The 23,267-nt window shown below is 65.8% G+C and carries 24 protein-coding genes and 1 tRNA gene; 16 read left to right on the top strand and 9 right to left on the bottom strand.

Going from position 1 to position 23,267, the window contains the following annotated elements; genetic code table 11:
• Positions 1-39 precede the first annotated feature (39 nt).
• Both EV560_RS11365 and EV560_RS11360 read left to right on the top strand, forming a co-directional pair.
• A complete protein-coding gene (locus tag EV560_RS11365; RefSeq protein ID WP_131855860.1) occupies positions 40-810 on the top strand; it encodes a motility protein A in 771 nt (256 codons plus the stop codon).
• A 14-nt stretch (positions 811-824) separates the two neighbouring features.
• Positions 825-1,649, top strand: a complete 825-nt coding sequence (locus EV560_RS11360; protein ID WP_131855859.1) for an OmpA/MotB family protein — start codon at positions 825-827, stop codon at positions 1,647-1,649.
• A 156-nt stretch (positions 1,650-1,805) separates the two neighbouring features.
• Here the strand turns inward: EV560_RS11360 and EV560_RS11355 are convergent, their stop codons facing one another.
• Positions 1,806-2,333: a CAP domain-containing protein gene (locus tag EV560_RS11355; protein WP_131855858.1), complete on the bottom strand. Its 528-nt coding sequence runs from the start codon at positions 2,331-2,333 to the stop codon at positions 1,806-1,808.
• Positions 2,334-2,337: 4 nt separating this feature from the next.
• Positions 2,338-4,854, bottom strand: a complete 2,517-nt coding sequence (locus tag EV560_RS11350; protein WP_165923419.1) for a DUF3772 domain-containing protein — start codon at positions 4,852-4,854, stop codon at positions 2,338-2,340.
• Between the two features lie 565 nt (positions 4,855-5,419).
• Here EV560_RS11350 and EV560_RS11345 point away from each other — a divergent pair.
• The 7 genes from EV560_RS11345 to EV560_RS11315 all read left to right on the top strand — a co-directional run bounded on the left by EV560_RS11345 (position 5,420) and on the right by EV560_RS11315 (position 11,536).
• Positions 5,420-5,887: a (2Fe-2S)-binding protein gene (locus EV560_RS11345; RefSeq protein ID WP_131855856.1), complete on the top strand. Its 468-nt coding sequence runs from the start codon at positions 5,420-5,422 to the stop codon at positions 5,885-5,887.
• A gap of 94 nt (positions 5,888-5,981) precedes the next feature.
• Positions 5,982-8,171 (top strand): xanthine dehydrogenase family protein molybdopterin-binding subunit, encoded by a 2,190-nt coding sequence (locus tag EV560_RS11340; protein ID WP_131855855.1) that lies wholly within the window; start codon positions 5,982-5,984, stop codon positions 8,169-8,171.
• Positions 8,172-8,188: 17 nt separating this feature from the next.
• The gene (gene soxX / locus EV560_RS11335; protein WP_131855854.1) at positions 8,189-8,638 is read left to right on the top strand and encodes a sulfur oxidation c-type cytochrome SoxX; all 450 of its coding nucleotides are present in this window, start codon (positions 8,189-8,191) and stop codon (positions 8,636-8,638) included.
• Entirely contained in the window at positions 8,601-9,095 is a 495-nt protein-coding gene (locus EV560_RS11330; protein WP_131855853.1) for a thiosulfate oxidation carrier protein SoxY, read from the top strand. The genes soxX and EV560_RS11330 overlap by 38 nt, the downstream gene beginning before the upstream one ends.
• Before the next feature lie 111 nt (positions 9,096-9,206).
• Positions 9,207-9,530 carry a thiosulfate oxidation carrier complex protein SoxZ gene (gene soxZ, locus EV560_RS11325; protein WP_131855852.1) on the top strand — a complete coding sequence of 108 codons (324 nt, stop codon included), beginning with the start codon at positions 9,207-9,209 and terminating at the stop codon, positions 9,528-9,530.
• Positions 9,531-9,670: 140 nt separating this feature from the next.
• Complete coding sequence (soxA, locus tag EV560_RS11320) at positions 9,671-10,399, top strand: sulfur oxidation c-type cytochrome SoxA (RefSeq protein ID WP_207907992.1); 729 nt, start codon at positions 9,671-9,673, stop codon at positions 10,397-10,399.
• Positions 10,400-10,615: 216 nt separating this feature from the next.
• Positions 10,616-11,536 (top strand): alpha/beta hydrolase, encoded by a 921-nt coding sequence (locus EV560_RS11315; protein WP_131855850.1) that lies wholly within the window; start codon positions 10,616-10,618, stop codon positions 11,534-11,536.
• A 4-nt stretch (positions 11,537-11,540) separates the two neighbouring features.
• On the opposite strand, the gene EV560_RS11310 is transcribed toward EV560_RS11315, so the two are convergent.
• Positions 11,541-12,638, bottom strand: a complete 1,098-nt coding sequence (locus tag EV560_RS11310) for an ROK family protein (protein WP_131855849.1) — start codon at positions 12,636-12,638, stop codon at positions 11,541-11,543.
• Positions 12,639-12,813: 175 nt separating this feature from the next.
• Between EV560_RS11310 and EV560_RS11305 the strand changes: the two genes are divergently transcribed.
• Both EV560_RS11305 and EV560_RS11300 read left to right on the top strand, forming a co-directional pair.
• A complete protein-coding gene (locus EV560_RS11305) occupies positions 12,814-13,293 on the top strand; it encodes a DUF2938 domain-containing protein (protein ID WP_131855848.1) in 480 nt (159 codons plus the stop codon).
• A gap of 37 nt (positions 13,294-13,330) precedes the next feature.
• Complete coding sequence (locus EV560_RS11300) at positions 13,331-14,566, top strand: metal-dependent hydrolase family protein (protein WP_131855847.1); 1,236 nt, start codon at positions 13,331-13,333, stop codon at positions 14,564-14,566.
• 122 nt (positions 14,567-14,688) lie between these two features.
• Here EV560_RS11300 and EV560_RS11295 read toward each other — a convergent pair whose 3' ends face one another.
• On the bottom strand, positions 14,689-15,660 hold the full coding sequence (locus tag EV560_RS11295) for an aldo/keto reductase (RefSeq protein WP_131855846.1): 972 nt from the start codon (positions 15,658-15,660) through the stop codon (positions 14,689-14,691).
• A 239-nt stretch (positions 15,661-15,899) separates the two neighbouring features.
• Positions 15,900-16,673, bottom strand: coding sequence for a L,D-transpeptidase (locus EV560_RS11290; protein WP_131855845.1), 774 nt, complete (start codon positions 16,671-16,673; stop codon positions 15,900-15,902).
• 233 nt (positions 16,674-16,906) lie between these two features.
• Between EV560_RS11290 and EV560_RS11285 the strand changes: the two genes are divergently transcribed.
• A complete protein-coding gene (locus EV560_RS11285; RefSeq protein ID WP_131855844.1) occupies positions 16,907-17,137 on the top strand; it encodes a hypothetical protein in 231 nt (76 codons plus the stop codon).
• 592 nt (positions 17,138-17,729) lie between these two features.
• Positions 17,730-18,215: a DUF3617 domain-containing protein gene (locus EV560_RS11280; RefSeq protein WP_131855843.1), complete on the top strand. Its 486-nt coding sequence runs from the start codon at positions 17,730-17,732 to the stop codon at positions 18,213-18,215.
• Positions 18,216-18,328: 113 nt separating this feature from the next.
• On the opposite strand, the gene EV560_RS11275 is transcribed toward EV560_RS11280, so the two are convergent.
• A complete protein-coding gene (locus tag EV560_RS11275; protein WP_131855842.1) occupies positions 18,329-19,273 on the bottom strand; it encodes a 2-dehydropantoate 2-reductase in 945 nt (314 codons plus the stop codon).
• Positions 19,274-19,444: 171 nt separating this feature from the next.
• Positions 19,445-19,529: transfer RNA gene (locus EV560_RS11270), tRNA-Leu, on the bottom strand.
• A 295-nt stretch (positions 19,530-19,824) separates the two neighbouring features.
• On the opposite strand from EV560_RS11270, the gene EV560_RS11265 reads away from it, so the two are divergent.
• Together EV560_RS11265 and EV560_RS11260 are read left to right on the top strand one after the other, a co-directional pair.
• Positions 19,825-20,433, top strand: a complete 609-nt coding sequence (locus EV560_RS11265; protein WP_131856210.1) for a YqaA family protein — start codon at positions 19,825-19,827, stop codon at positions 20,431-20,433.
• 19 nt (positions 20,434-20,452) lie between these two features.
• Positions 20,453-20,968, top strand: a complete 516-nt coding sequence (locus EV560_RS11260) for a disulfide bond formation protein B (RefSeq protein ID WP_131855841.1) — start codon at positions 20,453-20,455, stop codon at positions 20,966-20,968.
• Positions 20,969-20,981: 13 nt separating this feature from the next.
• Here the strand turns inward: EV560_RS11260 and EV560_RS11255 are convergent, their stop codons facing one another.
• On the bottom strand, positions 20,982-21,539 hold the full coding sequence (locus tag EV560_RS11255) for an HNH endonuclease (RefSeq protein ID WP_131855840.1): 558 nt from the start codon (positions 21,537-21,539) through the stop codon (positions 20,982-20,984).
• A gap of 194 nt (positions 21,540-21,733) precedes the next feature.
• Here EV560_RS11255 and EV560_RS11250 point away from each other — a divergent pair, with 194 nt between their 5' ends.
• Entirely contained in the window at positions 21,734-22,204 is a 471-nt protein-coding gene (locus tag EV560_RS11250) for a hypothetical protein (RefSeq protein ID WP_131855839.1), read from the top strand.
• 109 nt (positions 22,205-22,313) lie between these two features.
• Here EV560_RS11250 and EV560_RS11245 read toward each other — a convergent pair whose 3' ends face one another.
• Positions 22,314-23,198 carry a 3-hydroxybutyryl-CoA dehydrogenase gene (locus EV560_RS11245; protein WP_131855838.1) on the bottom strand — a complete coding sequence of 295 codons (885 nt, stop codon included), beginning with the start codon at positions 23,196-23,198 and terminating at the stop codon, positions 22,314-22,316.
• Between the last annotated feature and the right edge of the window lie 69 nt (positions 23,199-23,267).

The raw sequence follows: 23,267 nt of genomic DNA, 5'->3' as shown, positions 1-23,267 counted from the left end.
GACGGTAGGGACGCGACCGACCGGATCAGGGTGGCCTTCATGGATATCGCAACCGGCGTCGGCATTCTGTCCGGCATCAGCGTCATCGTTGGCCTGATCATGATCGACGGCGGCAACTTCGCCGCGTATTTCGACAAGCATGCTGTGATCGTCATCTTCGGCGGCGCGACCGCGGCGACGATGATCCGCTTTCCCTTCTCGGTCATCATGCACGGCCTGCCGATGGGGCTGCGCTTCGCCTTCACCATGCGCGCGGTCCGTCCGCGTGAGCTGATCGACGAGATCACGCGTGTCGCCGAGCTCGCCCGCAAGAGCGGCCCGGTCGCGCTCGAGAGCGCCGAGGTCTCCGACCCGTTCCTGGCGCAGGGGCTGCGCTACATCGCCGACGGCTACGACAAGGATTTCATCCGCGACAGGATGGAGCGCGACCGCGACAACTTCCTGCAGCGGCTCGACGAGGGCTCCAGCGTCTATCGCGCCATCGGCGACTGCGCCCCGGCCTGGGGCATGATCGGCACGATCCTGGGCATGGTGACGATGTTCGCCAACATGTCGGACCCGTCCAAGCTCGGCCCGGCCATGGCGATGGCGCTGCTGGCGACGCTCTACGGCGCGGTGATCGCCAACATGATCACGCTGCCGATCGCCGACAAGCTGCATATCAAGCTGGAAGAGGAGGAGATCTCGCGCACCCTGATCATCGACGGCGTCTTGCAGATGCGCGACTCCAAGAGCGCGACCCTGGTGCGCGAAATGCTGCTCGCCTATCTGCCCGATTATCATCGTGCAGAAATGGCGGAAGCCGCCTGACGGAAACCTGAACGATGGCGCGCAAGAAGCGCGGAGCCCATGGCGGTCACGGCTGGTTCGTAACCTTCGCCGATCTCATGGCGCTGCTGATGAGCTTCTTCGTCATGATCGCGGCCTATTCGAGCCAGGACAAGAACAAGCTCCAGATCGTCGCCGGCTCGATGCGCGAGGCTTTCGGCACGCAGACCGACATGCGGCTCGCCGGTGTCATCGAGGTCGACGGCATCCCGACCAAGACCCATATCAAGAACGCCTCTATCCGCCCGCTCAGCGACGCGTCCGATACGACCGCGCCGAACCATAACCAGCAGAAGGAAGACGGGCTGGTCTCGGCGACGCATGATCGCGGCTTCGCGCTTGCCGCCGCCTCGCTCAGGCAGGCCCTGCGCGAGATGCCGGAGATTACCGAGCTGTCTCGCAACATCATCGTCGAGGTCGCGGAGGCGGGGCTCGATATCCAGCTCGTCGATCAGGACGGACGGGCGATGTTCGCGGAAGGCTCGACCCAGCCGAACGAGCGCATGCGCAAACTCCTGGCGGCGATCGCACCGACCTTGCGACGGATGTCGAACAAGGTCGCGATCACCGGCCATGCCGCCTCGCCGCGTCCGGGAACGGCGCCGGAGGGCGATCCCTGGACGCTCTCGGTCGGCCGTGCCATGGCGGTGCGCGAAATCCTCGCCAATGCCGGTGTGCCGGATGAGCGCTTCATCTCGGTCACCGGCAAGGCCGATACCGAGCCCTATGTGAAGGATAATCCCTATCTTGCCTTCAATCGGCGGGTCGGGATCGTGCTGAAGGCGGATGCGCCGCCACTGCCGTTCGGGGCGAAACCTTAAGAAATCTATCGATATCTCTACTGGCGAGGCCGTCTGACGTGACCGCCTGCGCTTCCGGTGCTCACGGACATGAACTCCGCTCCGCTCCGGTTCTCGACGGCCACGCCAGCCAACTCACGCCAGCGAAATCTCGGTAGATTTCTCCGGCTCCATGAATCAAGGCGCCATGATCAGGGCCCAGTAGACCTGGTATTTCGAGCCGGGCGCATAGCCCGTGGCGATGCCCATGCGGGTGGCGCCCGGCATCTTCATGACGCGGTCATGCTGGGGTGAGTCGCGCCAGCCGGAGAAGGCTTCCGCGAGCCGGCGATACCCGGCCGAGAGGTTGGCCTCGGCCCCCGGCTGGCCCTCGCGGGCGAGGCGGGCCTTCACCGCATCGGCCTGGGCCGGCTTGTCGGCGGCGGCCATCGCGGCAGCTTCGCGCTCGGCGGCCTCGTTCAGGGCGGGGTCGAGCTTCAACGTGTTCAGGCCATGATTCAGCCGATAGGCCGAGATCATCGCCCGCGCCTCCTCGGCGTCGACGCGGGCCGAGGGCGAGCTGAGATCGCGGTAGAAGGCCGGCTGGGTGCGGGTGGCCGGCTCGGTGCAGCCGGCGAGGCCGAAGGCGGCGAGGGCGCCGGCGAGAAGGGCAGGACAGGTCACGGCGCGGCGCACCGTGCTGCGCGCCGTCGGGAGGCTGAACATCGGGTCATTCCTTGCTGTCGTCCTTGGCCGGCTCGGGCGCCGGGGCGGGGGCGGGTTCGGGCGCGGCCTCCTCGGCCTCTTCGTCCTGCGCCGGCTTCGCCGCGGATTTGCGGGCGGCCGGGGCGGCTTTGGCGCGCCGAGTCGACCTGGCCTCCCGGCCGACGGCGGCGGCGATGTCTCCGAGCGATTGCTCGACGCCCTCGAGCCCCTTGACCACGAGTTCGGGCGGGGATGGCGCCTCTTCCAGCTCGGCCAGCCGCTTGTGGATGACGTAGTTGAGATCGCTGGTGACGCGGCCGACGATCTCGACATCGGCGACCACGCAGATCAGATCGAAATCCATGGTGCCGGTGCCGATCTTCTTGAACAGGATGGTTGGCGGTGGCTTCTGCATGACGTCGCCATGGGACGTCGCGGCATCATTGAGCATGGCGCGGACCACAGTCGGGTCAAGCGTGCGCGGCACCGTGATCGAGATCAGGACACGCCCGGTGCGATCGGTGCGGACGCGGTTGCGGACGACGCCGCTGATCAGGTTCGAATTCGGCACGACGACGGTCGAGCGATCGAAGGTCGCGATCTCCGTCGAGCGCACGTTGATGCGCTTGACGATGCCTTCGGCGTCGCCGACGACGACCTGGTCGCCGACACGGATCGGCCGTTCCCAGAGCAGGATCAGGCCGGAGACGAAGTTCGACACCACCGATTGCAGGCCGAAACCGATACCGACGGAGAGGGCCGAGGCGACCAGCGTCAGCCGCTCCAGGCTCAGGCCGAGCGACGAGACCGCGAGCGCGACCGCCGCCGCGTAGCCGAGATAGCCGATGGCGATGGTGATCGAGTTGCGCAGGCCGGAATCGAGATGCGTGGTCGGCAGGAACTTGCCGTCGAGCCAGCTCTGGAAGGCGCGTGTCGCGGCGAGACTGAAGGCGAAGACCAGGCCGGCGACGACGATCGACGACAGCGAGATGGTGACGCCGCCGACCTGGAAACCGAAGAAGGCAGCCCGGAGCGAGGTCAGGACGTCGGAGGATTCGAGGCCCCAGGGCGCCAGGGCCAGCATCAGCGTCACGACGATCAGGACGAGCTTGAGCAGCCCGGTGACGACGACGGCGATCCTCTGCAGGGTCGTATTGCGGAAGCCGAGGCCCGCCTTCAGCGTCAGCGCCAGCCGGCCCTTGCCGGTCAGCGCCTCGGCGGTGCCGAGATCGGCGAGCTGGAAGGCAAGCAGGAAGAGGCAGGCCAGGATGCCGAGCCAGATCACCTGCTCGCTCAGGAAGGAGGCGAAGACGCCGTAGCCCGCGAGCGTGGCGGCGGCGATGGTGACGCCGACGACCCAGCCGAGGATGCGGATCGGGCCGAGGCTCGTGCCGTCGACCGGGACATAGGGGCCGAGATTGGCCTCCTCCTCGACCTCCTCGTCATCGCGCAGCTGATAGAGCGCGACGATCAGGACAACCGCGAAGACGATCGAGACGGCACCGCGCACCAGGATCGAGATCGGCAGCCCGGCCGCGATGGCCTGGAGCCAAGCCTCCAAGACCTTTCCGGCCGCGAGCACGATGGCGAGCGAGCCTGCCATCCAGACGACGATGCGAGCCGTCGAATCCATCACGCTGGTGAGGCGGCGATGCGGATTGCCCGGCGCGAACACGGCATCGACCAGGGCCTGGACGAAGGCGAAGAGCGCGAGCCCGATGACGAGCGCCCAGATCACCGGCTGGATTCGTGGCGGCAGCAGGCCGGCAGTGGCGAGCGCGCGGTAGATCAGCCAGCTCGCGAGCGCAGGCGGGGCGGCTCCGGCGACGAGATGGGCGATGGCGACGCGCAGGCAATGCAGGCTACTGGAATCGGGGTTCGCATCCAGCCGCGCCGTGAAGCGCGGCAAGTAGCGGGCGCGGGCGGCGTAGAGCCCGATGGCGCCAAGGAAGGCGAGGCCGAGCAGCAGGCCGCGCTCGTCGAGCAAGGTGCCGCCGACCACGCTGAGCCAGTCGCCGAGGATCAGTCCGGAGGCCCGGATATCGTCAGGCAGTGCCGTCAGGGCGCTGTGCCAGAGCTCGGGATTCAGGACCGAGGAGCCCGGTGCGAAGAGGGCCTTGGCGAAGAGCTCACGGCGCCGGTCGCTGATCTCGGTCTGGATCTGCGAGGTCTGCAGCAGCGCGGCGCGGGCGATCTTCAGCGTCTCGTCGGCTTCGGCGAAGGCTTTCTCGCGTGTCTCGCGCTCGGTGGCGACGTCGGCGCTCTCGGCCGGTGCCTTGGCGTCGGGCTTCGGGCCGAGCTGTTCCAGCCTGAGCTTGGCCTGGTCGGCGCGCGGGCCCTGCTCGTCGACGAGGCGCCGAAGCTGATCGAGCAGGGGCTGCAGACGGGCTCTCTGGCGCTGGAGATCGGCGTCGCTGGCCTCGATATTGGCGAGCGTTCCCTCGATCTGTGCGAGCTCGCCGCGGGCATTCTCCAGCCTGGTGCGCGGCGGCTGCGTGTCGGCGGTCTGGGCCCAGACATGGCCGGTGACAAAAAGGGTCACGAGGAGCGCGAGCGCAACGAGGACGCCGCGCCGCAGGGCGTCGGCTGAGAAAAGGGGCTTTCGGCACGCCTGCGCAGCCATTCCGGCCTCACCTCGCTCAGGATGATTCGGTGCGGAAGCGAACCTCGCCCGCCAGGGAGTCGAATGGCAAGAACAGAAGGAAGGAGGGGTCGTTGCCGACAAATGCAGAACCTTGTTGCGGGAAACGGCGTGGCGGCGATGGTTACATCACATTGCTGCGAGGCGGCCCATCGCCGATGACGAGACTTTCCAAGCGCTGATCGACGATAATCGGGACGTGAACATGGCAAGGCAGCGCTTAATCCGCTCCCAATCCGCATTTTGCGGCAACTCCACGCCGAAAAGTTGTACTCCCAGCCTATGCAAACGACGCGATCACGGTGCGTGATCGGCTTGCCGGGCGGCGTTGGCTCGCGCCGCCATCTGAGTTTCAATCTTGTCCAAGGAAAGTCTGGCGGCCCGTAGAAGAGGCCTGCCCGGCATCCCCGGCGAGGCGCGCTGGCCCTCTCGCCGTCCTTCTTGAACCGATACCGGGAGGTTTACGGTGGCGAAGCTCAATCTGAACGGCAAGATCATCGATGTGGTGGTGGACGGTGACACGCCGCTGCTCTGGGTGATCCGCGAACAGATCGGCCTGACCGGCACGAAATATGGCTGCGGCGTCGCGCAATGCGGGGCCTGCACGGTGCATATCGACGGGGTCGCGACCCGCTCCTGCGCCCTGCCGATCAGCGCGGTGACCGAGGACCAGAAGATCGTCACGATCGAGGGGCTCTCGCCCGATGGCAGCCACCCCGTGCAGAAGGCCTGGATCGAGCATGACGTGCCGCAATGCGGCTATTGCCAGAGCGGCATGATCATGACCGCGGCGGCGCTGCTTCAGGCCAATCCTAAGCCGACCGAGGCCGATATCGCCAGTGAGATGACGAATATCTGCCGTTGCGGGACGTATCCGCGCGTCAAGGCGGCGATCCTTGACGTCGCTGCCAGCGGCGCAATGAACCGCGGCTGAGCCTCACCCTTTTCCCTTTTCCCGCCGCGCTGGGTTCGAGCCCGACAGGCCGTGACGCCTTCGCTCCCCTGCGACCGAGCTACTGGAGGACGAGATGACTTCCGCTACGCTGACCAAGCCTTCCCGCCGCGCCGTGCTTGCCGGCTCCGCCGCAGCCGCCGGCGCCTTCACCTTCGGCTTCAGCATTCCCTTCGCTGACGAGGCCAGCGCGCAGGGCGCAGGCTCCGTCAAGGAGATCAATGCCTGGGTCGTGGTCAAGCCCGACGATACCGTGGTGATCCGCATCGCCCGTTCGGAAATGGGCCAAGGTACGCTGACCGGCCTCGCCCAGCTCGTCGCCGAGGAGCTGAACGCCGATTGGTCGAAGGTGACGACCGAATATCCGACGCCGGGCGAGAACATCGTGCGCAAGCGCGTCTGGGGCAATTTCTCGACCGGCGGCTCGCGCGGCATCCGCGAGTCGCACGAATATGTCCGCAAGGGCGGCGCCGCGGCGCGCACCATGCTGATCCAGGCTGCCGCCGCACAGTGGAACGTGCCCGCGGCGGAATGCGCGGCCGAGAAGAGCGTGATCAGCCACAAGTCTTCGGGTCGCTCGATCCGCTACGGCCAGGTCGCCGAGGCGGCGTCGAAGCTGGAGGCCCCGAAGGATGTCGCGCTCAAGGACCCGAAGGACTGGACCATCGCCGGCAAGCCGCTGAAGCGGCTCGACACCGTCGCCAAGACCAATGGCTCGAAGGTCTACGGCGCCGATCTCAAGATGCCGGGCATGCTCAATGCCGCGATCAAGGATTGCCCGGTCTTCGGCGGCAAGGTGAAAAGCTTCGAGGCCGCCAAAGTCTCGTCCATGCCGGGCGTGAAGCATGTGCTGCCGGTCGGCGAGACCGCGGTCGCGGTCGTGGCCGAGACCTGGTGGCAGGCCAAGACGGCGCTCGATGCGCTGCCGATCGTCTGGGATGAGGGCGAGCACGCCAAGGTCTCGAGCGAGAGCCTCGCCGAATGGCTCAAGGAAGGTCTCGACGCGCCGCAGGCCGTGGTCGGCAACCAGGTCGGCGACGTGAAGGGTGCGATCGCCAATGCGGCGCGCGTGGTCGAGGCTGTCTATGCCTATCCGTTCCAGAACCACGCCACGATGGAGCCGATGAACGCGACGGCGCTGTGGACGCCGGAGCGCTGCGAGGTCTGGACGCCCACGCAGAACGGCGAGGCGGCGCTTGCCGCGACCGCCGAGGCTTCCGGACTGCCGCTCGCCAAATGCGAGGCCTACAAGATCGACCTCGGCGGCGGCTTCGGCCGGCGCGGCGCGGTGCATGACTGGGTGACCCAGGTCGTGCGGATCGCCAAGCAGGTGCCGGGCACGCCGATCAAGCTGCTCTGGTCGCGCGAGGAGGACATGACGCATGGGCGCTACCACCCGCTGACGCAGTGCAAGCTCACCGGCGCGCTCGACAAGGATGGCAACCTGACCGGCCTGCACATGCGCATTTCCGGCCAGTCGATCGTCGCCGGCATCTTCCCGCAGAACATCCAGAACGGGCGCGACCCGGTCGTGTTCCAGGGCCTCAACGCGCCGGGACCGGAAGCCTCGATCGGCTACGGCATCCCGAACCTGCTGATCGACCACGCGATGCGCAATCCGCATGTGCCGCCGGGCTTCTGGCGCGGGGTGAACCTGAACCAGAACACGATCTATCTCGAATGCTTCATGGACGAGCTGGCCCATGCCGCCGGCAAGGACCCGCTCGAATTCCGCCGCGCACTGATGAAGAACCATCCCAAGCATCTCGCGGTGCTGAATGCCGCCGCCGAGAAGGCGGAATGGGGCAAGCCGCTGCCCGCCGGCGTCTTCCGCGGCATCTGCCAGACGATGGGCTTCGGTTCCTATGTCGCAGCGGTGGCCGAGGTCTCGGTCAGCGATGACGGCAAGCTCAAGATCCACCGCATCGTCGCGGCGACCGATCCCGGCCACGCCGTCAACCCGGCGCAGATCGAGCGGCAGGTCGAGGGTTCCTTCGTCTATGGCCTGTCGGCGGCGCTCCATGGCGAATGCACCGTCAAGGATGGCCGCATCGTCGAGGAGAATTTCGACACCTATACGGTGATGCGCCTCGACGAGATGCCGAAGGTCGAGACGGTGATCGTACCGTCCGGCGGCTTCTGGGGCGGCGTCGGCGAGCCGACCATCGCGGTCGCGGCGCCGGCCGTGTTCAACGCGATCTTCGCCGCGACCGGCAAGCGCGTGCGCACCGTGCCGCTGGCCAAGACCGACCTGCGGAAGGCGTGAGGTCGCAGGCGAGGGCAATGTTGCGTCGGGCCTTCGCCTTGCTGCTGCTGGGGGGCGGCCTGTCCGCTCCCCAGCAGACCGCGGCGCTCGAAGCCTACGAGGTCGCCGGCGACGCGATTCCGCGTCCGCTCGGCGGTCTCACGGGTGATATCGCCCATGGCGAGGCGCTGGTCCGGGATCGCGAGCGCGGCAATTGCCTGATCTGCCATCAAGGCGTCGATCGGCGCGAGCCTTTCCAGGGCTCGATCGGCCCGCCATTCGCAGGCGTCGGCGCCAGGCTCACTGCCGGGCAGATCCGGCTCAAGCTGGTCGACGCTTCCAGGCTCAATCCGGAGACGGTGATGCCGCCCTATTATCGGACCGAAGGGCTGCTAGACGTCGCTCCGCAATATCGAGGCAAGCCGGCCCTGTCGGCGCAGGAGATCGAAGATGTCGTCGCCTATCTCGCCTCGCTCGGGACGCCCTGAGCTGCCGACGCGGCGGGCCGTCGTCGCCGGCGGTGCGGCGGCTGCGGCTTTCGCCGTCCTGCCCGCCCGCGCTCAGCAAGGCGAGCCGCCGCAGCCGCTGGCGGAACTGATCGCGCGCATCACCGAAGGCGCCGTGCCGGAGCGCGGCAGGATCGTGCTCGACATCCCCCAGCTCGTCGAGAACGGCAATTCGGTCGATGTCCGGATCCGGGTCGAGAGTCCGATGACCGAGGCCGAGCATGTCCGCTGGATCCATCTGATCGCCGACAAGAACCCGTTTCCGGACATGGCGCGTTTCCATCTGACGCCACGCGCAGGTCGGGCCGAGGTCGCGACCACGCTGAGGCTCGCCACCTCTCAGACGGTCACGGCCGTGGCCGCGCTCAGCGACGGCTCCTATGTCCTGGCCGACGGCAATGTCGTGGTGACGCTGAGCGCCTGTATCGACGGCGGCTAGAGCATTTCCGCGTTTCTTCGAAGCGCGAAAATTCTCCAAGCTTTTGTTTTATCGCATTTTCCTGGCGCGAACCGGCGCCCGCTTCGCTCGAAAATGCCCTGGGAGAAACCGATGCCCTTCAACGCCCGCATCACCATGCCGGCCGAGGCCCGCGCCGGCGATATCATCGAGATCCGGGTGCTGGCCCGCCATCCGATGGATCGCGGCGGCCAGTCCGACGGCAAGGGCGGCATCGTGCCGCGCAAGATCCTGAACCGCCTGACCGCGACCTATGCCGGCGAGCAGGTCTTCCGGCTCGACATGAATACCGGCATCTCGGCCAATCCCTTCGTGTCCTTCACGACGCGCGCGGTGGAGACCGGCGACATCGTCTTCGAATGGCGCGAGGATGGCGGGGCGACCTATACGCGCACCTCGCGGCTTGTCGTGACGTGATCCTCCTGGGACCGAGGAGAGGCATGGGGAACCCCTCTTCTGGACGGGAGTGGGGCAGGGGGGAGGGCCTGCCGCCCGGGAGGAGGGCGGAATGCCGTTCGCCCGGTCGTCATGGCCTGGCATTCCAGATTGCGGGCTTCATGGCTTTCCTGCTTGCCGTTCCTGCCTCCGCCGAGATCAAGTCCGGCAGCGCATTCCTCTCGCCGGAGATGCGGCGCCAGCAGGACGACGAGACGCGCAATCCCGCCTGGTTCTGGGTCGAGCAGGGAGAGGAGCTGTTCAGCCGCAAGCCGCCCAACGCGGCTGCCTGCGTCTCCTGTCACGCCGATCCCAAGCAGAGCCTGCGCGGCGCGGCGACGCATTACCCGCAGGTCGATGCGGCCAGCGGCAAGCTGCTCAATGTCGAGGGGCGCATCGAGCAATGCCGGACGGAGCGGCAGAAGCTGCCGGCTTTCGGCTATGAGACACCGGAGATGCTGGCGATGACGGCCTATGTCGCCTCGCTGTCGCGCGGGCTGCCTGTCGACGTGAAGACCGGTGGCGCGGCCAAACCCTATTACGAGGCGGGCAAGGCCTTTTTCGAGCGCCGGCAGGGGCAGCTCAACCTCTCTTGCCAGCAATGCCATGACGGGCTCGTCGGCCAGAAGCTGCGCGGCGACACGATCAGCAATGGCGCGGGCACCGGCTATCCCGCGTATCGGCTGGAATGGAACGATGTCGGCTCGCTGCACCGGCGCCTGCGCGCCTGCTCGCTCGGCGTCCGCGCGACGCAGTTCGACTACGGCTCGCCGGAATATCTGGCGCTGGAGCTCTATCTCGCGGGGCGAGCCAAGGGGCTGCCGATCGAGACGCCCGGGATCAGGCGCTAGCGCCTTGTTTTCGCGCCGGCTTTTTCCGAAAGCCGCAAGCCAGTTTTCGGGCCGATGCGTCAGTAGTCCTTTTCCGGTTGACCTCGGCGCTGCCATCGGCGTCATTGCGAGCGCAGCGAAGCAATCCAGGGCGGCCGGGCAGCCGGGTCCCCTGGATCGCTTCGTCGCTATCGCTCCTCGCAACGACGCCAGAGGCGCTGAAGGGCCGCTGAGATCATGCTGCGCTACTGCCTTGTGCTGATCGGCCTGCTATTGGCCCTGCCGGCTGCCGCGCAGTCGCAGGACGCCTCTGTCTCGGAGCCGGTGCCTTACGCGCTGAAGGATACCGAGGTCTGGGACATCCGCGCCGGCAAGCTGGAACGGACCTACAAGCTCTATGTCAGCCTGCCCGAATCCTACCGCGACGGCAGGCGGCGCTATCCGGTCGTCTTCGTCACCGACGCCGATTACGCCTTTCCGCTGGTGCGCAGCATCGCCCGGCGTGTCGGCCATCGCGGCCGCGATCTCGAGGATTTCATCCTTGTCGGGATTTCCTATGCGACCGGCGACACACCCGAATTCAGCCGCCGGCGCGATTATACGCCGACGCCGAGCCGGCTGGAGAAACGCTCGGACATGCCCGGCCGCAAGCCGATCTTCGGCGAGGCCGAGGCCTTCAGGCTCTTCCTCAACGACGACGTCTTTCCCTTCATCGCCAAGACCTATCGCGCCGACATGAGCCGGAAGATCTATGCCGGCCATTCCTATGGCGGGCTCTTCGGGCTGCACGTGCTGCTGACCGAGCCGAAAATGTTCTCGCATTACATCATCGGCAGCCCGTCGCTCTGGTTCGACCAGAAGGTGATGTTCAAGCGCGAGCAGGAATTCGCCGATGCGCATACCGATCTGCCAGCCAATCTGTTCATGGCGATCGGCTCGTTCGAGACGATGAACAAGGCGGCGAAGAATCTGCGCTACAGCCGCACGCTCGACATGATCGGCGACCTCCAGGGCTTCGAGAAGGCTCTGGCCGGGCGGAACTACCCGGGCCTGAAGCTGACCAGCCAGATCATCCAGGACGAGGACCATCTCACCGTCTTCCCGGCGATCGTCACGCGAGGCCTGCAATGGGCGCTGCCGGCCAGGCGGCAGCGCTGAGGCGCTATTTCTTGCCGCCCTTCATGTCTTGCTTCTTGCCCTTCGGCTTGGTGCGGTTCTCGTAGCTCGCATTGCCGAGCCCGGTGCCGATGGTCAGCACGGCCCAGTGCTCGACATCCTGCATGAAGGGCGTCTCGCTCAGTCCCTGGATGACGGCGTCATTGTGCATCGTCACCATGGTCTCGTGATCGCCGATCCGCGGCACCATCTCGCGGACGCAGTCGATCAGGTTGAAGCGATTGCCCTCCCAGTTGCCCGGCAGGTTCTGGGCGCCGCGGTCGATCGTGCCGTCGGGCTCGATTAGGCCCGGGCAGCCGATGCCGATGAAGGGCGCGACGCGCAGTCCGGCCTTGGTCGCCTTGTCGATCTCGCCATCGAGCATCTTGCCGAGGCGCTTGATCGCAAGGTCGCGCTTGATCTCCTCGTCGGCATGGCGCCAGAGTTCGAAATCCCAGACCTTGGCCTTGCTCAGGTCGGAGGCCTTGTCCTGCCTGAGCTCGACGATGCCGGTGCGGATATTCGAGCCGCCGATATCGACGGCGACCAGGCTGTCATAGGCCTCGAAAATCCATTTCGGCGCGAGATGGGCGCTGCCGATCAGCCCGGCCTCGTCGGGATGGTGGCGGATGGGGACGAGGTCGACCTCGTGCCCGTCTGTCTGCAGGATGATGCCGGCCCGGCCAATGGCGAGTTCGCCGACACGGCTCTGGCGGAAGCCGCCGCCGACGACGATGCGCTCCACCGCGTTCCAGGCCTTGAGCCGGGCGAAGCGGCGAATGACGACGGCGAGCGACTGCGCGTAGCGCTCGATGGCGCTCAGGATCAGGGCTGCCTCATGCGGAACGCCTTCGAGCAGGAGCGCATCGAGCTCCTTCTTGCCGAGCTTTTCGGTTTCGCCCTTCAGCGGGTCGTCGCCATTCCTGCGCAAATGCTCGCGCAGGGCGTCAAGATGCTCGAGAAAGGCGCCACGCTTGGCCTTGTCGCCAACAAAACCATCCTCGTCGCGGACTTCGAGATTGTAGCTGGTGATGAGGACGGAGGGCAGTTCCTCCGCCCCATGTGGGCCGACCGGACGCGCCTTCGCCGCTGCTTCGGCTGCCATGCGATGATGTCCCCCGCTTTGGTTCAGGGGGGAAACCGGTGGCGGCGCGTTGGGTTCCCCGCGTTTGTGCCGCAGGCGCGCCATGCAGCGGGACGTGGTTGACCTCGCAGCGATCTTTCCCCTCCATTGCCGGCAAGGCGCGATGAGAAGCGCCGGTGCAGATCTCGGGGGATCGATGAGCGAGTTTCTTATCAAGGCCGTGCTGATCGGCGCGGGCGGCACGGCGTTGCTCGATCTCTGGGCGCAGTTCCTCAATCGCGTCGTCGGCCTGCCGGCGCCCAACTGGGCGCTGGTCGGGCGATGGTTCGCGCATCTGCCGCGCGGGCGCTTCATCCATGCGGATATCGGCAAGGCCGAGCCGGTGCCGAACGAGCTCGCGATCGGCTGGGTGATGCATTATCTCGTCGGCATCCTGTTCGCCGCCGTTCTTCTGATGATCTGGGGGCTCGACTGGGCCCGCAATCCGAGCTTCCTGCCGGCGCTGATCGTCGGGCTCGTCACGGTCGGCTGCGGCTGGTTCATCCTGCAGCCCGGCATGGGCGCCGGCATCGCCGCCTCGAAACGGGCTAACGCCAATCAGCTCCGCCTGCTCAACATCATCGGCCATACCGTCTTCGCCATCGGCATGTACGGCACGGCGCTGCTCCTCCGATAATTAGCCGGCTTTATTCACCCACCCTACGGAACCTGTCATGGCCAGCACACTCTTCACCAATGCCCGCATCGTCGACGGCACTCAGCCCGAGCGGGGCGATCCGGTCTCGGTCCTCGTCGAGGGCGGGCAGATCAGGGAGGTCGGGAAGAAGGTCTCGGCGGAGAAGGCGAAGGTCGTGGACATCAAGGGCCGCACCCTGATGCCGGGCCTGATCGACGCGCATGTCCATGTCGTCGCCGGCGTCGCCGATCTCGGCCGCAACGCGATGCTGCCGGATTCGCTGGTGACGGCGCGCGCCTTCACCATCATGGGCGAGATGCTCGGGCGCGGCTTCACCACGGTGCGCGATGTCGGCGGTGCCGATTACGGCCTGAAGCTTGCGACGGAGGAGGGTCATTTCCCGACGCCGCGGCTCGTCATCTCCGGCAAGGCGCTGAGCCAGACCGGCGGCCATTGCGATTTCCGCGGCCGCTTCGACGACCGTCCGGCCGGCAAGACCGGCCACAAGCTCGGTTCGCTCGGCCGGCTCTGCGACGGGCTCGACGAAGTCCGCCGCGCCGCGCGCGAGGAGATCAAGGGCGGCGCCGATTTCGTGAAGATCATGGCCAATGGCGGCTGCGCCTCGCCGACCGACCCGATCCATTTCCTCGGCTTCTCCAGGAGCGAGCTGGAGGCGATCGTCGAGGAAGCGAAGATGGCCGGCACCTACGTCTCGGCCCATGTCTATACCGACGAGGCGATCCGCCGCTGCGTCGAGGCCGGCGTGCATTCGCTGGAGCATTGCAACCTGATCCAGGCCGAAACCGCCAAGCTCGCCGCCTCGAAGGGTTTTGTCGCGGTGCCGACGCTGGTGACCTATGACAAGCTCGCCAGCGAGGGCGGCAAGCTCGGCTTCCCGCCGGATTCCGTCGCCAAGGTCGAGAATGTCCGCGTCGCCGGTATGGATTCGCTCGGCATCATGCGCAAGGCCGGGCTCGCCATGGCCTATGGCAGCGACCTGCTCGGCGAGATGCACCGGCACCAGTCGGAAGAGTTCGTCATCCGCGGCCGGGCGCTCCCGGCGCATGAGGTCATCGCTTCGGCGACGCATGTCGCGGCCAAGCTGCTCAAGCTCGAAGGCAAGATCGGCACGGTCGCCGCGGGCGCCCATGCCGATCTGATCGTGGTCGATGGCGACCCGCTGAAGGACCTCACGCTGCTGACGCGCCAGGGCCGGCACATGCCGGTGATCATGAAGGGCGGCGCCTTCATCAAGCGCGGCAGCCTGAACTGAGCAGGCCTAGGCGGGCGCCGGCTAGATCATTGGACCGGATATCGTATCCGGCCTGATGATCTAGCTCCTTGTTTTCGCATCGGCTTGTCCCGAAAACCGCATCCACTTTTCGGGCCGATGCGCTATTTGAAGCCGGCGACGCGATGGGGCTGATAGGGCGCTTCCAACGCGGCGATCTCCTCGGCCGTCAGGCCGAGCTTGAGCGCCGCAACGGCGTCGGTCAGGTGCTGCGGCTTCGAGGCGCCGACGATCGGGGCGGTGACGCCGCCCTTCTGAGCGATCCAGGCGAGCGCCACCTGGGCACGTGGCACGCCGCGCTCCCTCGCGATCTTGCCGACCGCGTCGACCACCGGCCGGTCCTGCTCGCCATAGAGCGTCTTGCCGAACTCGTCGGTCTCGGTGCGGTGGGTACCCTCGTTCCAGTCGCGGGTCAGGCGGCCGCGGGCGAGCGGGCTCCACGGGATGACGGCGATCGTCTGATCGGCGCAAAGCGGCAGCATCTCGCGCTCTTCCTCGCGGTAGAGCAGGTTGAGATGGTTCTGCATGCTGACGAACTCGGTCCAGCCCTCCAGGCGCGAGACATAGAGCGCCTTGGCGAATTGCCAGGCGTGCATCGAGGAGGCGCCGATATAGCGCGCCTTGCCGGCCTTCACGACGTCGTGGAGCGCTTCCAGCGTCTCCTCGATCGGCGTCCCGTAATCCCAGCGATGGATCTGGTAGAGGTCGACATAATCGGTGCCGAGCCGCTTCAGGCTGTTGTCGATCTCGGCGAAGATCGCCTTGCGCGACAGGCCGGCGCCGTTAGGGCCAGGGCGCATGCGATTGAAGACCTTGGTGGCGAGAACGATGTCCTCGCGCCTGGCGAAATCCTTGATGGCGCGGCCGACGATCTCCTCGGAGGAGCCGTCGGAATAGGTGTTGGCGGTGTCGAGGAAGTTGATGCCGAGCTCGAGCGCCTGCTTGATCAGCGGCCGGCTCGCCTCCTCGCCCATGGTCCAGGCATGGCCACCGCGGTTCGGTTCGCCATAGGTCATGCAGCCCAGGCAGAGACGGGAGACCTCAAGACCGGTCTTGCCGAATTTCACGTAATCCATCGCACTCTCCGAAATGGTCAAAGCGCCAGCGGGTCCGGCGGCATTCTCGCTGCGTCCGGCGCTGGCCGATCCGCGGGGCAACGCCGCCGAAGGCATCGATGGGCCTTGAGGAGCAGGTTGGGAATGGCGCCCGCGCATCGGCGGCATGCGCCCATGGTGCCTCAGCGTGGCGGCAATTCAAATTGAGACCGGGACCATCGCAGCAAGCCATTGCTGTGCGGGAAGTGGCTGGGCTTTCGTCAGATGGACCGGCTTCGGTTCACCGGCTGGTCGCGTCCCAGCACCACGACCTTCGTGCCCTCGGGCGTGCGGTCGTAAAGGTCCATCACGTCCTGGTTGATCATGCGAATACATCCCGACGAGGCGTTCTTGCCGATCGTCCACGGCTCGACGGTGCCATGGATGCGGAAGAGCGTGTCCTTGTTGTCCTGCCAAAGATACAGGGCACGGGAGCCCAGCGGATTGCTCGGACCGCCTCGCATACCGGTGCCGCCCTGCAGCTGCGACATCTTCGCAGCGAGTTCCGGCTGTCGCGCGAGCATTTCCTTGGGCGGATACCAGTCCGGCCATTGCTGCTTCGTCTTGATCACCGCCTCGCCGGACCAGCCGAAGCCTTCACGCCCGACGCCGACGCCATAGCGTGTCGCCCGTCCACCGTCCTCGACATGGTAGAGGTAGTGGGCATGCGGATCGATCACGATCGTGCCCGGCGCCTCGCTGGTGCGGTAGGCGACTTCGGCGCGCAGAAAGGCGGGATCGACCTTCGTGCGATCGACCGCCGGTACGGGAAACGCGCCTGCATCGGTCCTGGCGTAAATCGCCGCATAGTCGAGCCGCTGGCCGGGCTCCGGCAAAGGGCCAGTCGTTGCTCGCGGGATCGGCACCGCCGGAAGTGGCGCCAGATCGAGGCTCGACGCCAGCTCGGCGACGGGCTGCCTCGCGGCGCAACCGGCAAGGCCCAGCGAAAGGCCGGCTGATCCGATCAAGAACGTGCGGCGGGACAGGGCGGACATCGGCGTAACCAGCTCCACCAGACACAATTATCGCCATTCTGCAGCAAGAACGCGGCGAAAGCTATTGCCGCCGACGCCAGGAATTGCGCCGCGAGCCTGGAGAGCAGTTCCGCTCGCGGCTGAGCGCATGTCCCGAGACCAAGTTAATTGCCCTCGTCTCTGCAATGGCATCTGGCGAGGAACCGCGCCGGCCGTCACCGGGTTCAGGTTTCAACCTGAATCTGGAGATCGGCATGAACTACGCCTATGCAGCGCTTACGGTCGCCTGCTTCGGCATCGCGGGTCTGATGGATGCCGGCTCGCAAATGGAGCCTCGCCACACCCATTGCAGCGAGGCGAAGAAGGGCTCGATCGTGGCCGTGATGAATTGCCCGGAACTCGCTGAGGACGGGGTGCCTCCGCATACCGCGATTGGCAAGCGAGAGCGCGACAGCGCCCTGGCCCGTGCCCGCGGACAGGAATAGGCCACGCTGCGGAGATGACCGCCACCTCGGCCTGGATGCGCCGCCAGCAACTGCGCTCGCGGGCGAACGTTCACGGAATCGGAAGGGGAAGGAGCAGCCCAATGGTAGCGCTCGTTGTAACGAGCAGGACGACTGCTACCCAGGCGCAAATATCGATGGAAGGGACGGATGGACCGCGCATGTCGTTTGACCTCCGGCTACGCGAAGGTAAGCGCAAACCCATGCCGGCTGTTCCGGATATGCCTAAAATGCGCGGCAACTTGGTGAATCAACAGTAACTGTGCTGATCGCCGCATGGACGCTGTCCCTGGCGATGTCGGGGCGTCCTAAGCTTTGAGCTGGAGTTGGCGAGCCCATGCTCAGGGTGGCAATCCCTCCGTGAAGATCATGTAGACCGCAACTGCGCTGCCGACGGCAATGAGCGCATAAGCCACCATCTCGGCCATGACGGAGCCTCCCGCCAAGGCAACGCGTTGAATGACGAGAGGTTGAAATGCCTCCACCGATCGATGGTCGGCTGCCTCAATCTGGCCGCGGCCTCCGTCTTGGCTGGGGCACGTTCTGCGAATCTCGAAGCCTCCGGAGACCAAAGATGAAGCTTGCGGCTCTTGTAACGCTCACCCTGCTCACGGCTGGGTCCGCAGTGGCAGAGGAACTTCCGCAGCGGAAGCCCGGCCTCTGGGAATCGAAGTCGACCGGCACCGATGGCGAGACGGTCGCCAAGCAATGTGTCGGGCCCGGCACCGATCAGGCGCTCGTCGGCGGCATGGCTGGCGGAGCCTGTTCGAAGATGCTGATCACCAGGACGGCGGCCGGCTACGCGGTTGAGACAGAATGCGCGATTGGGCAGATCAAGGCCGCGGGCAGCAGCGTCATCACCGGCGATTTCCAGACGACCGTTCGCACGGAGGGAACGACAAAGCTGACCGGCATGCCGGGACAGCCTGGGACCGTGGAGCGCAAGCTGCTGGTGGAAGCCAAGCGCCTCGGAGATTGCGGCCCGGGCCAGAAGCCAGGCGACATCATCTTGCCCGATGGCAAGGTCATCTCGATGCCGACAGCCAAGCCCAGGCAGTAAGGAGCTTCCGATCCCGGCCCATACCGTGCTCGTGGTGTCCCCCGTGCTGTGCGTCAGCGAACCTTGGTAGGATACGCGCTGCTCGTTCCGACGGCGCGCGACCGACGAAGCTATCAGGACAGGCGGCCAGCGGCCCGCCGTTCCTCGAATGCTTTGACGTTGGTGTAGGCGAGCAGCAGCGTCTCGTGAGCGATCTGGGCTTTCGCCGCCTTCTCCAGCATGTAGCCCAGGATGTGCTCGACCTCGGTACGCCCGCCTCGCTCGATGTCCCGCAGCATCGATGTCGAGTACTGGGAATCCTTCTGGGAAAACGTCTCTTCCCAACTCTGCATGAAGGCCGGACTCGGCGGATGCCCGTTGGCTGCGGCGATCGCCGCGCCGCAACGGAGCTGATCGAGAAAGATCGCACGGCCATGGGGAGTCCGCACGATCTCGCCGACATTGGCCCGCATCAGGCATGTCATGGTGGCTGCAGTCGAGAGATGGACCAGCTTCTCCCACATCCGCTGCATGACGTCGCCTACGGGCAGGGCTTCCACGCCCTTCGCAGCCCCGAACAGCGCCCCCAGCGCGGCCACGCGCGGCGTCATCTGCCCGGACTGCTCACCGAAGGTCAGCGTTCGCCAGTCGTTGTACTGTCGAATCGCCCCATTGGGAGTGATCGTCGCCTGGATCTTGGCCGTGCCTCCGAGCACCCGATCGCGCCCGAACTTTTCGTTCAGCAGATCGATGTGGGCAAGGCCATTCAGAAAGGGAAGCACGCAGCCCGTCGATGACACTGCGGGCGCGATTGCCGCGACTGCGTCGCCGAGATCATAGGCCTTACAGGTCAAGAGCACGATGTCGTAGATCGGCGCCGTCTCCGATGCGAGGATCGTCTTGACCGTGATTTGCGCGTCCCCGAACGGGCTTTCGATCTGCAGGCCTTGGCCAGCGAGGATCTTGCGGCGCCCCTCGCGGACCAGGAATGTGACATCCTCTCCGTTCTCGGCCAGACGGCCACCGAAATAACCGCCGATGCCACCAGCTCCCAGCACCAGGATCTTGGACTTCTTCACAGCCTTTCCTCCCCGTCGTCCAACATCGTTGCCTACCCGCCGGCAGATCAGATTGTCTGGAGCTTACCGATCTTGTCCTTGTCCAGCAGACCCCCTCCTCCTCCAGCAGGCGCGTGCGTCATCGCTTACGCAGCGCTCGGCGTCTGATTGTAGTCGACTTCTGTTCAGGAATGGTGCCCCTGGCCGGGATCGAACCAGCACTCCTTGCGGAACTCGATTTTGAGTCGAGCGCGTCTACCAATTCCGCCACAGGGGCCGAAGCCTGGACACCGCGGGACGGCGCCTGCCTCAACGCCTCAGGCGATATCATTGCCGTGCGATCCCGGTCAATCGCGGACTTGGGTCGCGCATCGCGCTGCCGCCGCCATCGCCGGGCTCAGGGACCTCAAGCGCGGCGTCTTCACTATTCGGTGAGGGCGGGGGCTGAAACCGGTTTCGCCGCCCGGCCGCATGCTCTAGAAGCCGGGCGTCCTGACCCTTCTCCTCGAACACAGCGGATCCCGGCATTGTCCAGCACGGAACTCGATCAGTTGCCGCGCAAGGCGGGCGCAATGAAGCGCCTCTATCTCTGGACCCTGTCGCTCGCGGCGCGCAAATCGGCCGAGGTCTGGCTCGCCGTGATCGCCTTCGTCGAGAGCTCCTTCTTCCTGATCCCGGCCGATGTCCTGTTCGTGCCAATGGCGGTGGCGACGCCGCAGCGCGCCTACAGGCTGGCGCTGATCGCGACGATCTTCTCGACGCTGGGGGGTATCGCCGGCTATTTCCTCGGTTATTACGCCTTCGAGGCGCTGGCCCGGCCGGTTCTCGAGTTCTACGGCAAGCTCGATGCCTTCCAGCAGATCCGGGCCTGCGCCGGGCCCGACACGACCGCGATCCTGCTGGTCACCTCGGGCCTGGCCCATCTGCCGCCGATCAAGGTCGTCACCATCCTGGCCGGCGTCGTCCATGTCGGGCTCGCCTTCTTCATCATCTCCTGCGTCATCGCGCGCGGGGCGCGGTTCTTCGCGCTGGCCTGGCTGCTGCGCAGCTATGGCGACACGATCCGGCTGTTCATCGAAAGGCGCCTGAAGCTCGTTGCCGCGGCCGCGGCCGCTGCCTTGATCGTGCTCTATTTCGCCGTGAAGGTTTTCGCCGGTTCCGGGGCGATGCTGTCCTGCTAACACTTTCGCCGGAGGCACGATGTCCGCCCTGCCCGAACGCGCTCCCGATGGGGTCGTGCTGCGGCTGATCCTGCTGCTCGGCCTCGCCTCCGCCATGCTGATCGCCGGCGCCTGGTGGTCACAGCTCGTCTGGCATCTCGTGCCCTGCAAGCTCTGCCTGGAGCAGCGCCAGCCGCATTATGCCGCGATCGCGCTGGCGGTGGTCGCCGGTTTCGTCGCGCGCACGCGCTCGCTTCAGATCGCCGCTCTCATCGGCTTTGCGTTGCTTTTCGCCTGGAGCACGGGGCTCGGTTTCTACCATGCCGGCGTCGAATGGGGCTGGTTCCTCGGCCCGAATGATTGCGGCGGCGGGGCGCCGCCTGTGGCTGGAGGTGTCGGAAACCTGCTGAGCCAGCTGCAGACCACGCGCATCGTCTCCTGCACCGAGGCTGCCTGGCGCTTCCTTGGCATCTCGCTCGCCGGCTGGAATTGCCTGATCTCGTTCGGGCTGCTGGTGGCGAGCCTGCTCGGCCTGAAACGCCTCGTGCGCGGCTGACGCCGGGCGCGCCTTACGGCTCCAGCTCGGAATCCCAGTAGAGATAATCGAGCCAGCTCTCGTGCAGGTAGTTCGGCGGGAAGAGCTTGCCGTTCCGGTGCAGGTCGTTGACCGTGGGAGCGTAGGGCTTCTGCAGCGGCAGCATGCCGACGACGGAGGGCAGCTTGTCGGCCTTGCGCAGGTTGCAGGGCGAGCAGGCCGCGACCACGTTCTCCCAGGTGGTCAGGCCGCCCTTGGCGCGCGGGATGACATGGTCGAAGGTCAATTCCTCGCGAGCGGCGCAGTACTGGCAGGAGAAACGGTCGCGCAGGAAGACGTTGAAGCGGGTGAAGGCCGGCGTCCGCGAGGGCTTGATATAGGTCTTCAGCGAGACGACCGAGGGCAGCCTCATGTTGAAGCTCGGGCTGCGCACCACGGTGTCGTATTCGGAGACGATGTTCACGCGGTCCATGAACACCGCCTTGATCGCGTCCTGCCAGCTCCACAGCGAAAGGGGATAGTAGCTCAGAGGCCGGAAATCGGCGTTGAGCACGAGTGCCGGACAGCCGTCCGGCGACGCCATCGGATGCATCACATGCGCCGTCAAAACCCGTCGCACCTCCGCTGATCGAAGCGGGACGAATCCCGCTCAGGAATCAATGTAAGCGCGAGACGACAGGAATGTGAAGACGGGTCAGCGTCGCGGCCATCTGCGGTGCAATGCCAATCTCAGGCTTCGCTGCTCCAGTGTACCTGAGCGCGGAGGCGTGTGCATATGTTGCCGCCATGAGTGAGCACATTATTCTGAGAACATCAGAGCCTTTGCCTGAAACAATGCTGCGCCAACTGGCACAACCAGATGGTCGCGTCGCGCTGATCCTGCACCCCCTGCCGCTGGATGAGCCGTACTATGCTCAAATAGCCGCTGGAATGCCGTCGGCGAAGCCTGGGTCGGCATATTACGCGATCTCAGACTCGCCACGTTATCTTCACTGCGACTATTTCATCGAAGATATTGTTAAGGATACAGGCCGCGGCGATTGGTATCATCCGGCAGCGTTCAGAGCCGTCGCAGCAACCTTATTGAGGCTCGTCAGAATGTGCCCGAAGCCGCTGGACATTTATATGAGCAACGATCCCGGTCCGGGATGCGAGAGAATCGTGCCCACACGCCTGTCCGAATTCATCGAAACCTTCGAGGCATCGGTCGAGACGCTCGTGATACTGCCCGATCTGGTTTTGCACGTCACAGATTGAGGGCTTGGCGTTCCCCGAGCCGCTTGTCGCAATGGGTATGAAACGCGGCGTCGCCGATTGCCTCGGAGCGGACCTTCTCCCCCAGGAGGAGAAGGCAGGGGGCAGGTGCTCAGCGCGTCGGAACGGGCTTCTCGCCGCGATAATCGTAGAAGCCGCGCTTGGTCTTGCGGCCGAGCCAGCCGGCCTCGACATATTTCACCAGGAGCGGGCAGGGCCGGTACTTGGAATCGGCCAGGCCGTCATGGAGCACCTGCATCACCGAGAGGCAGGTGTCGAGGCCGATGAAATCGGCGAGCTGGAGCGGGCCCATCGGGTGGTTGGCGCCGAGCTTCATCGCGGTATCGATCGCCTCGACCGAGCCGACGCCCTCATACAGCGTGTAGACCGCCTCGTTGATCATCGGCAGCAGGATGCGGTTGACGATGAAAGCCGGGAAATCCTCGGAGACCGTCACGGTCTTGTGGAGCTGGCCGATGAAGGCGCGGGCGGCTTCGAAGGTGTGATCGTCGGTGGCAATGCCGCGAATCAGCTCGACGAGCTGCATCAGCGGCACCGGATTCATGAAATGGATGCCGATGAACCGCTCGGGCCGGTCAGTCGCCGCGGCAAGCCGCGTGATCGAGATCGACGAGGTATTCGAGGCGAGCATCGCCTCGGGCTTCAAATGCGGACAGATGGAAGTGAAGATCTTGCGCTTCACCTCTTCGCTCTCGGTCGCGGCTTCGATGACGAGGTCGCATTCGCCGAGGCCTTCCAGCGCCGGCGTCGCGAGGATCTTGGCCATCGCGGCGCGGCGGATATCGTCGCCGATGGCGCCCTTGGTGACCTGGCGCGCCATGTTGCCGTCGATCGTCGCCAGGGCAGCGTTGATGCGCTCTTCGGCGACGTCATGCAGCCTGACGTCGAACCCCGCGACCGCCGCGACATGGGCGATGCCATTGCCCATTTGCCCGGCGCCGATGATGCCGATCGTCTTGATCGCCTGGTCCGACATGTCTCGATCCATCTTTCCTGTCGGCGCCCGCTGGCGGGCGCGGTCCGGGCCGCCGCGTCGGGCGGCCCG

The organism is Allobosea sp. BK604 (assembly GCF_004341515.1).
Lineage (GTDB): Bacteria > Pseudomonadota > Alphaproteobacteria > Rhizobiales > Beijerinckiaceae > Allobosea.
This window is presented reverse-complemented; position numbering and strand designations above follow the sequence as displayed.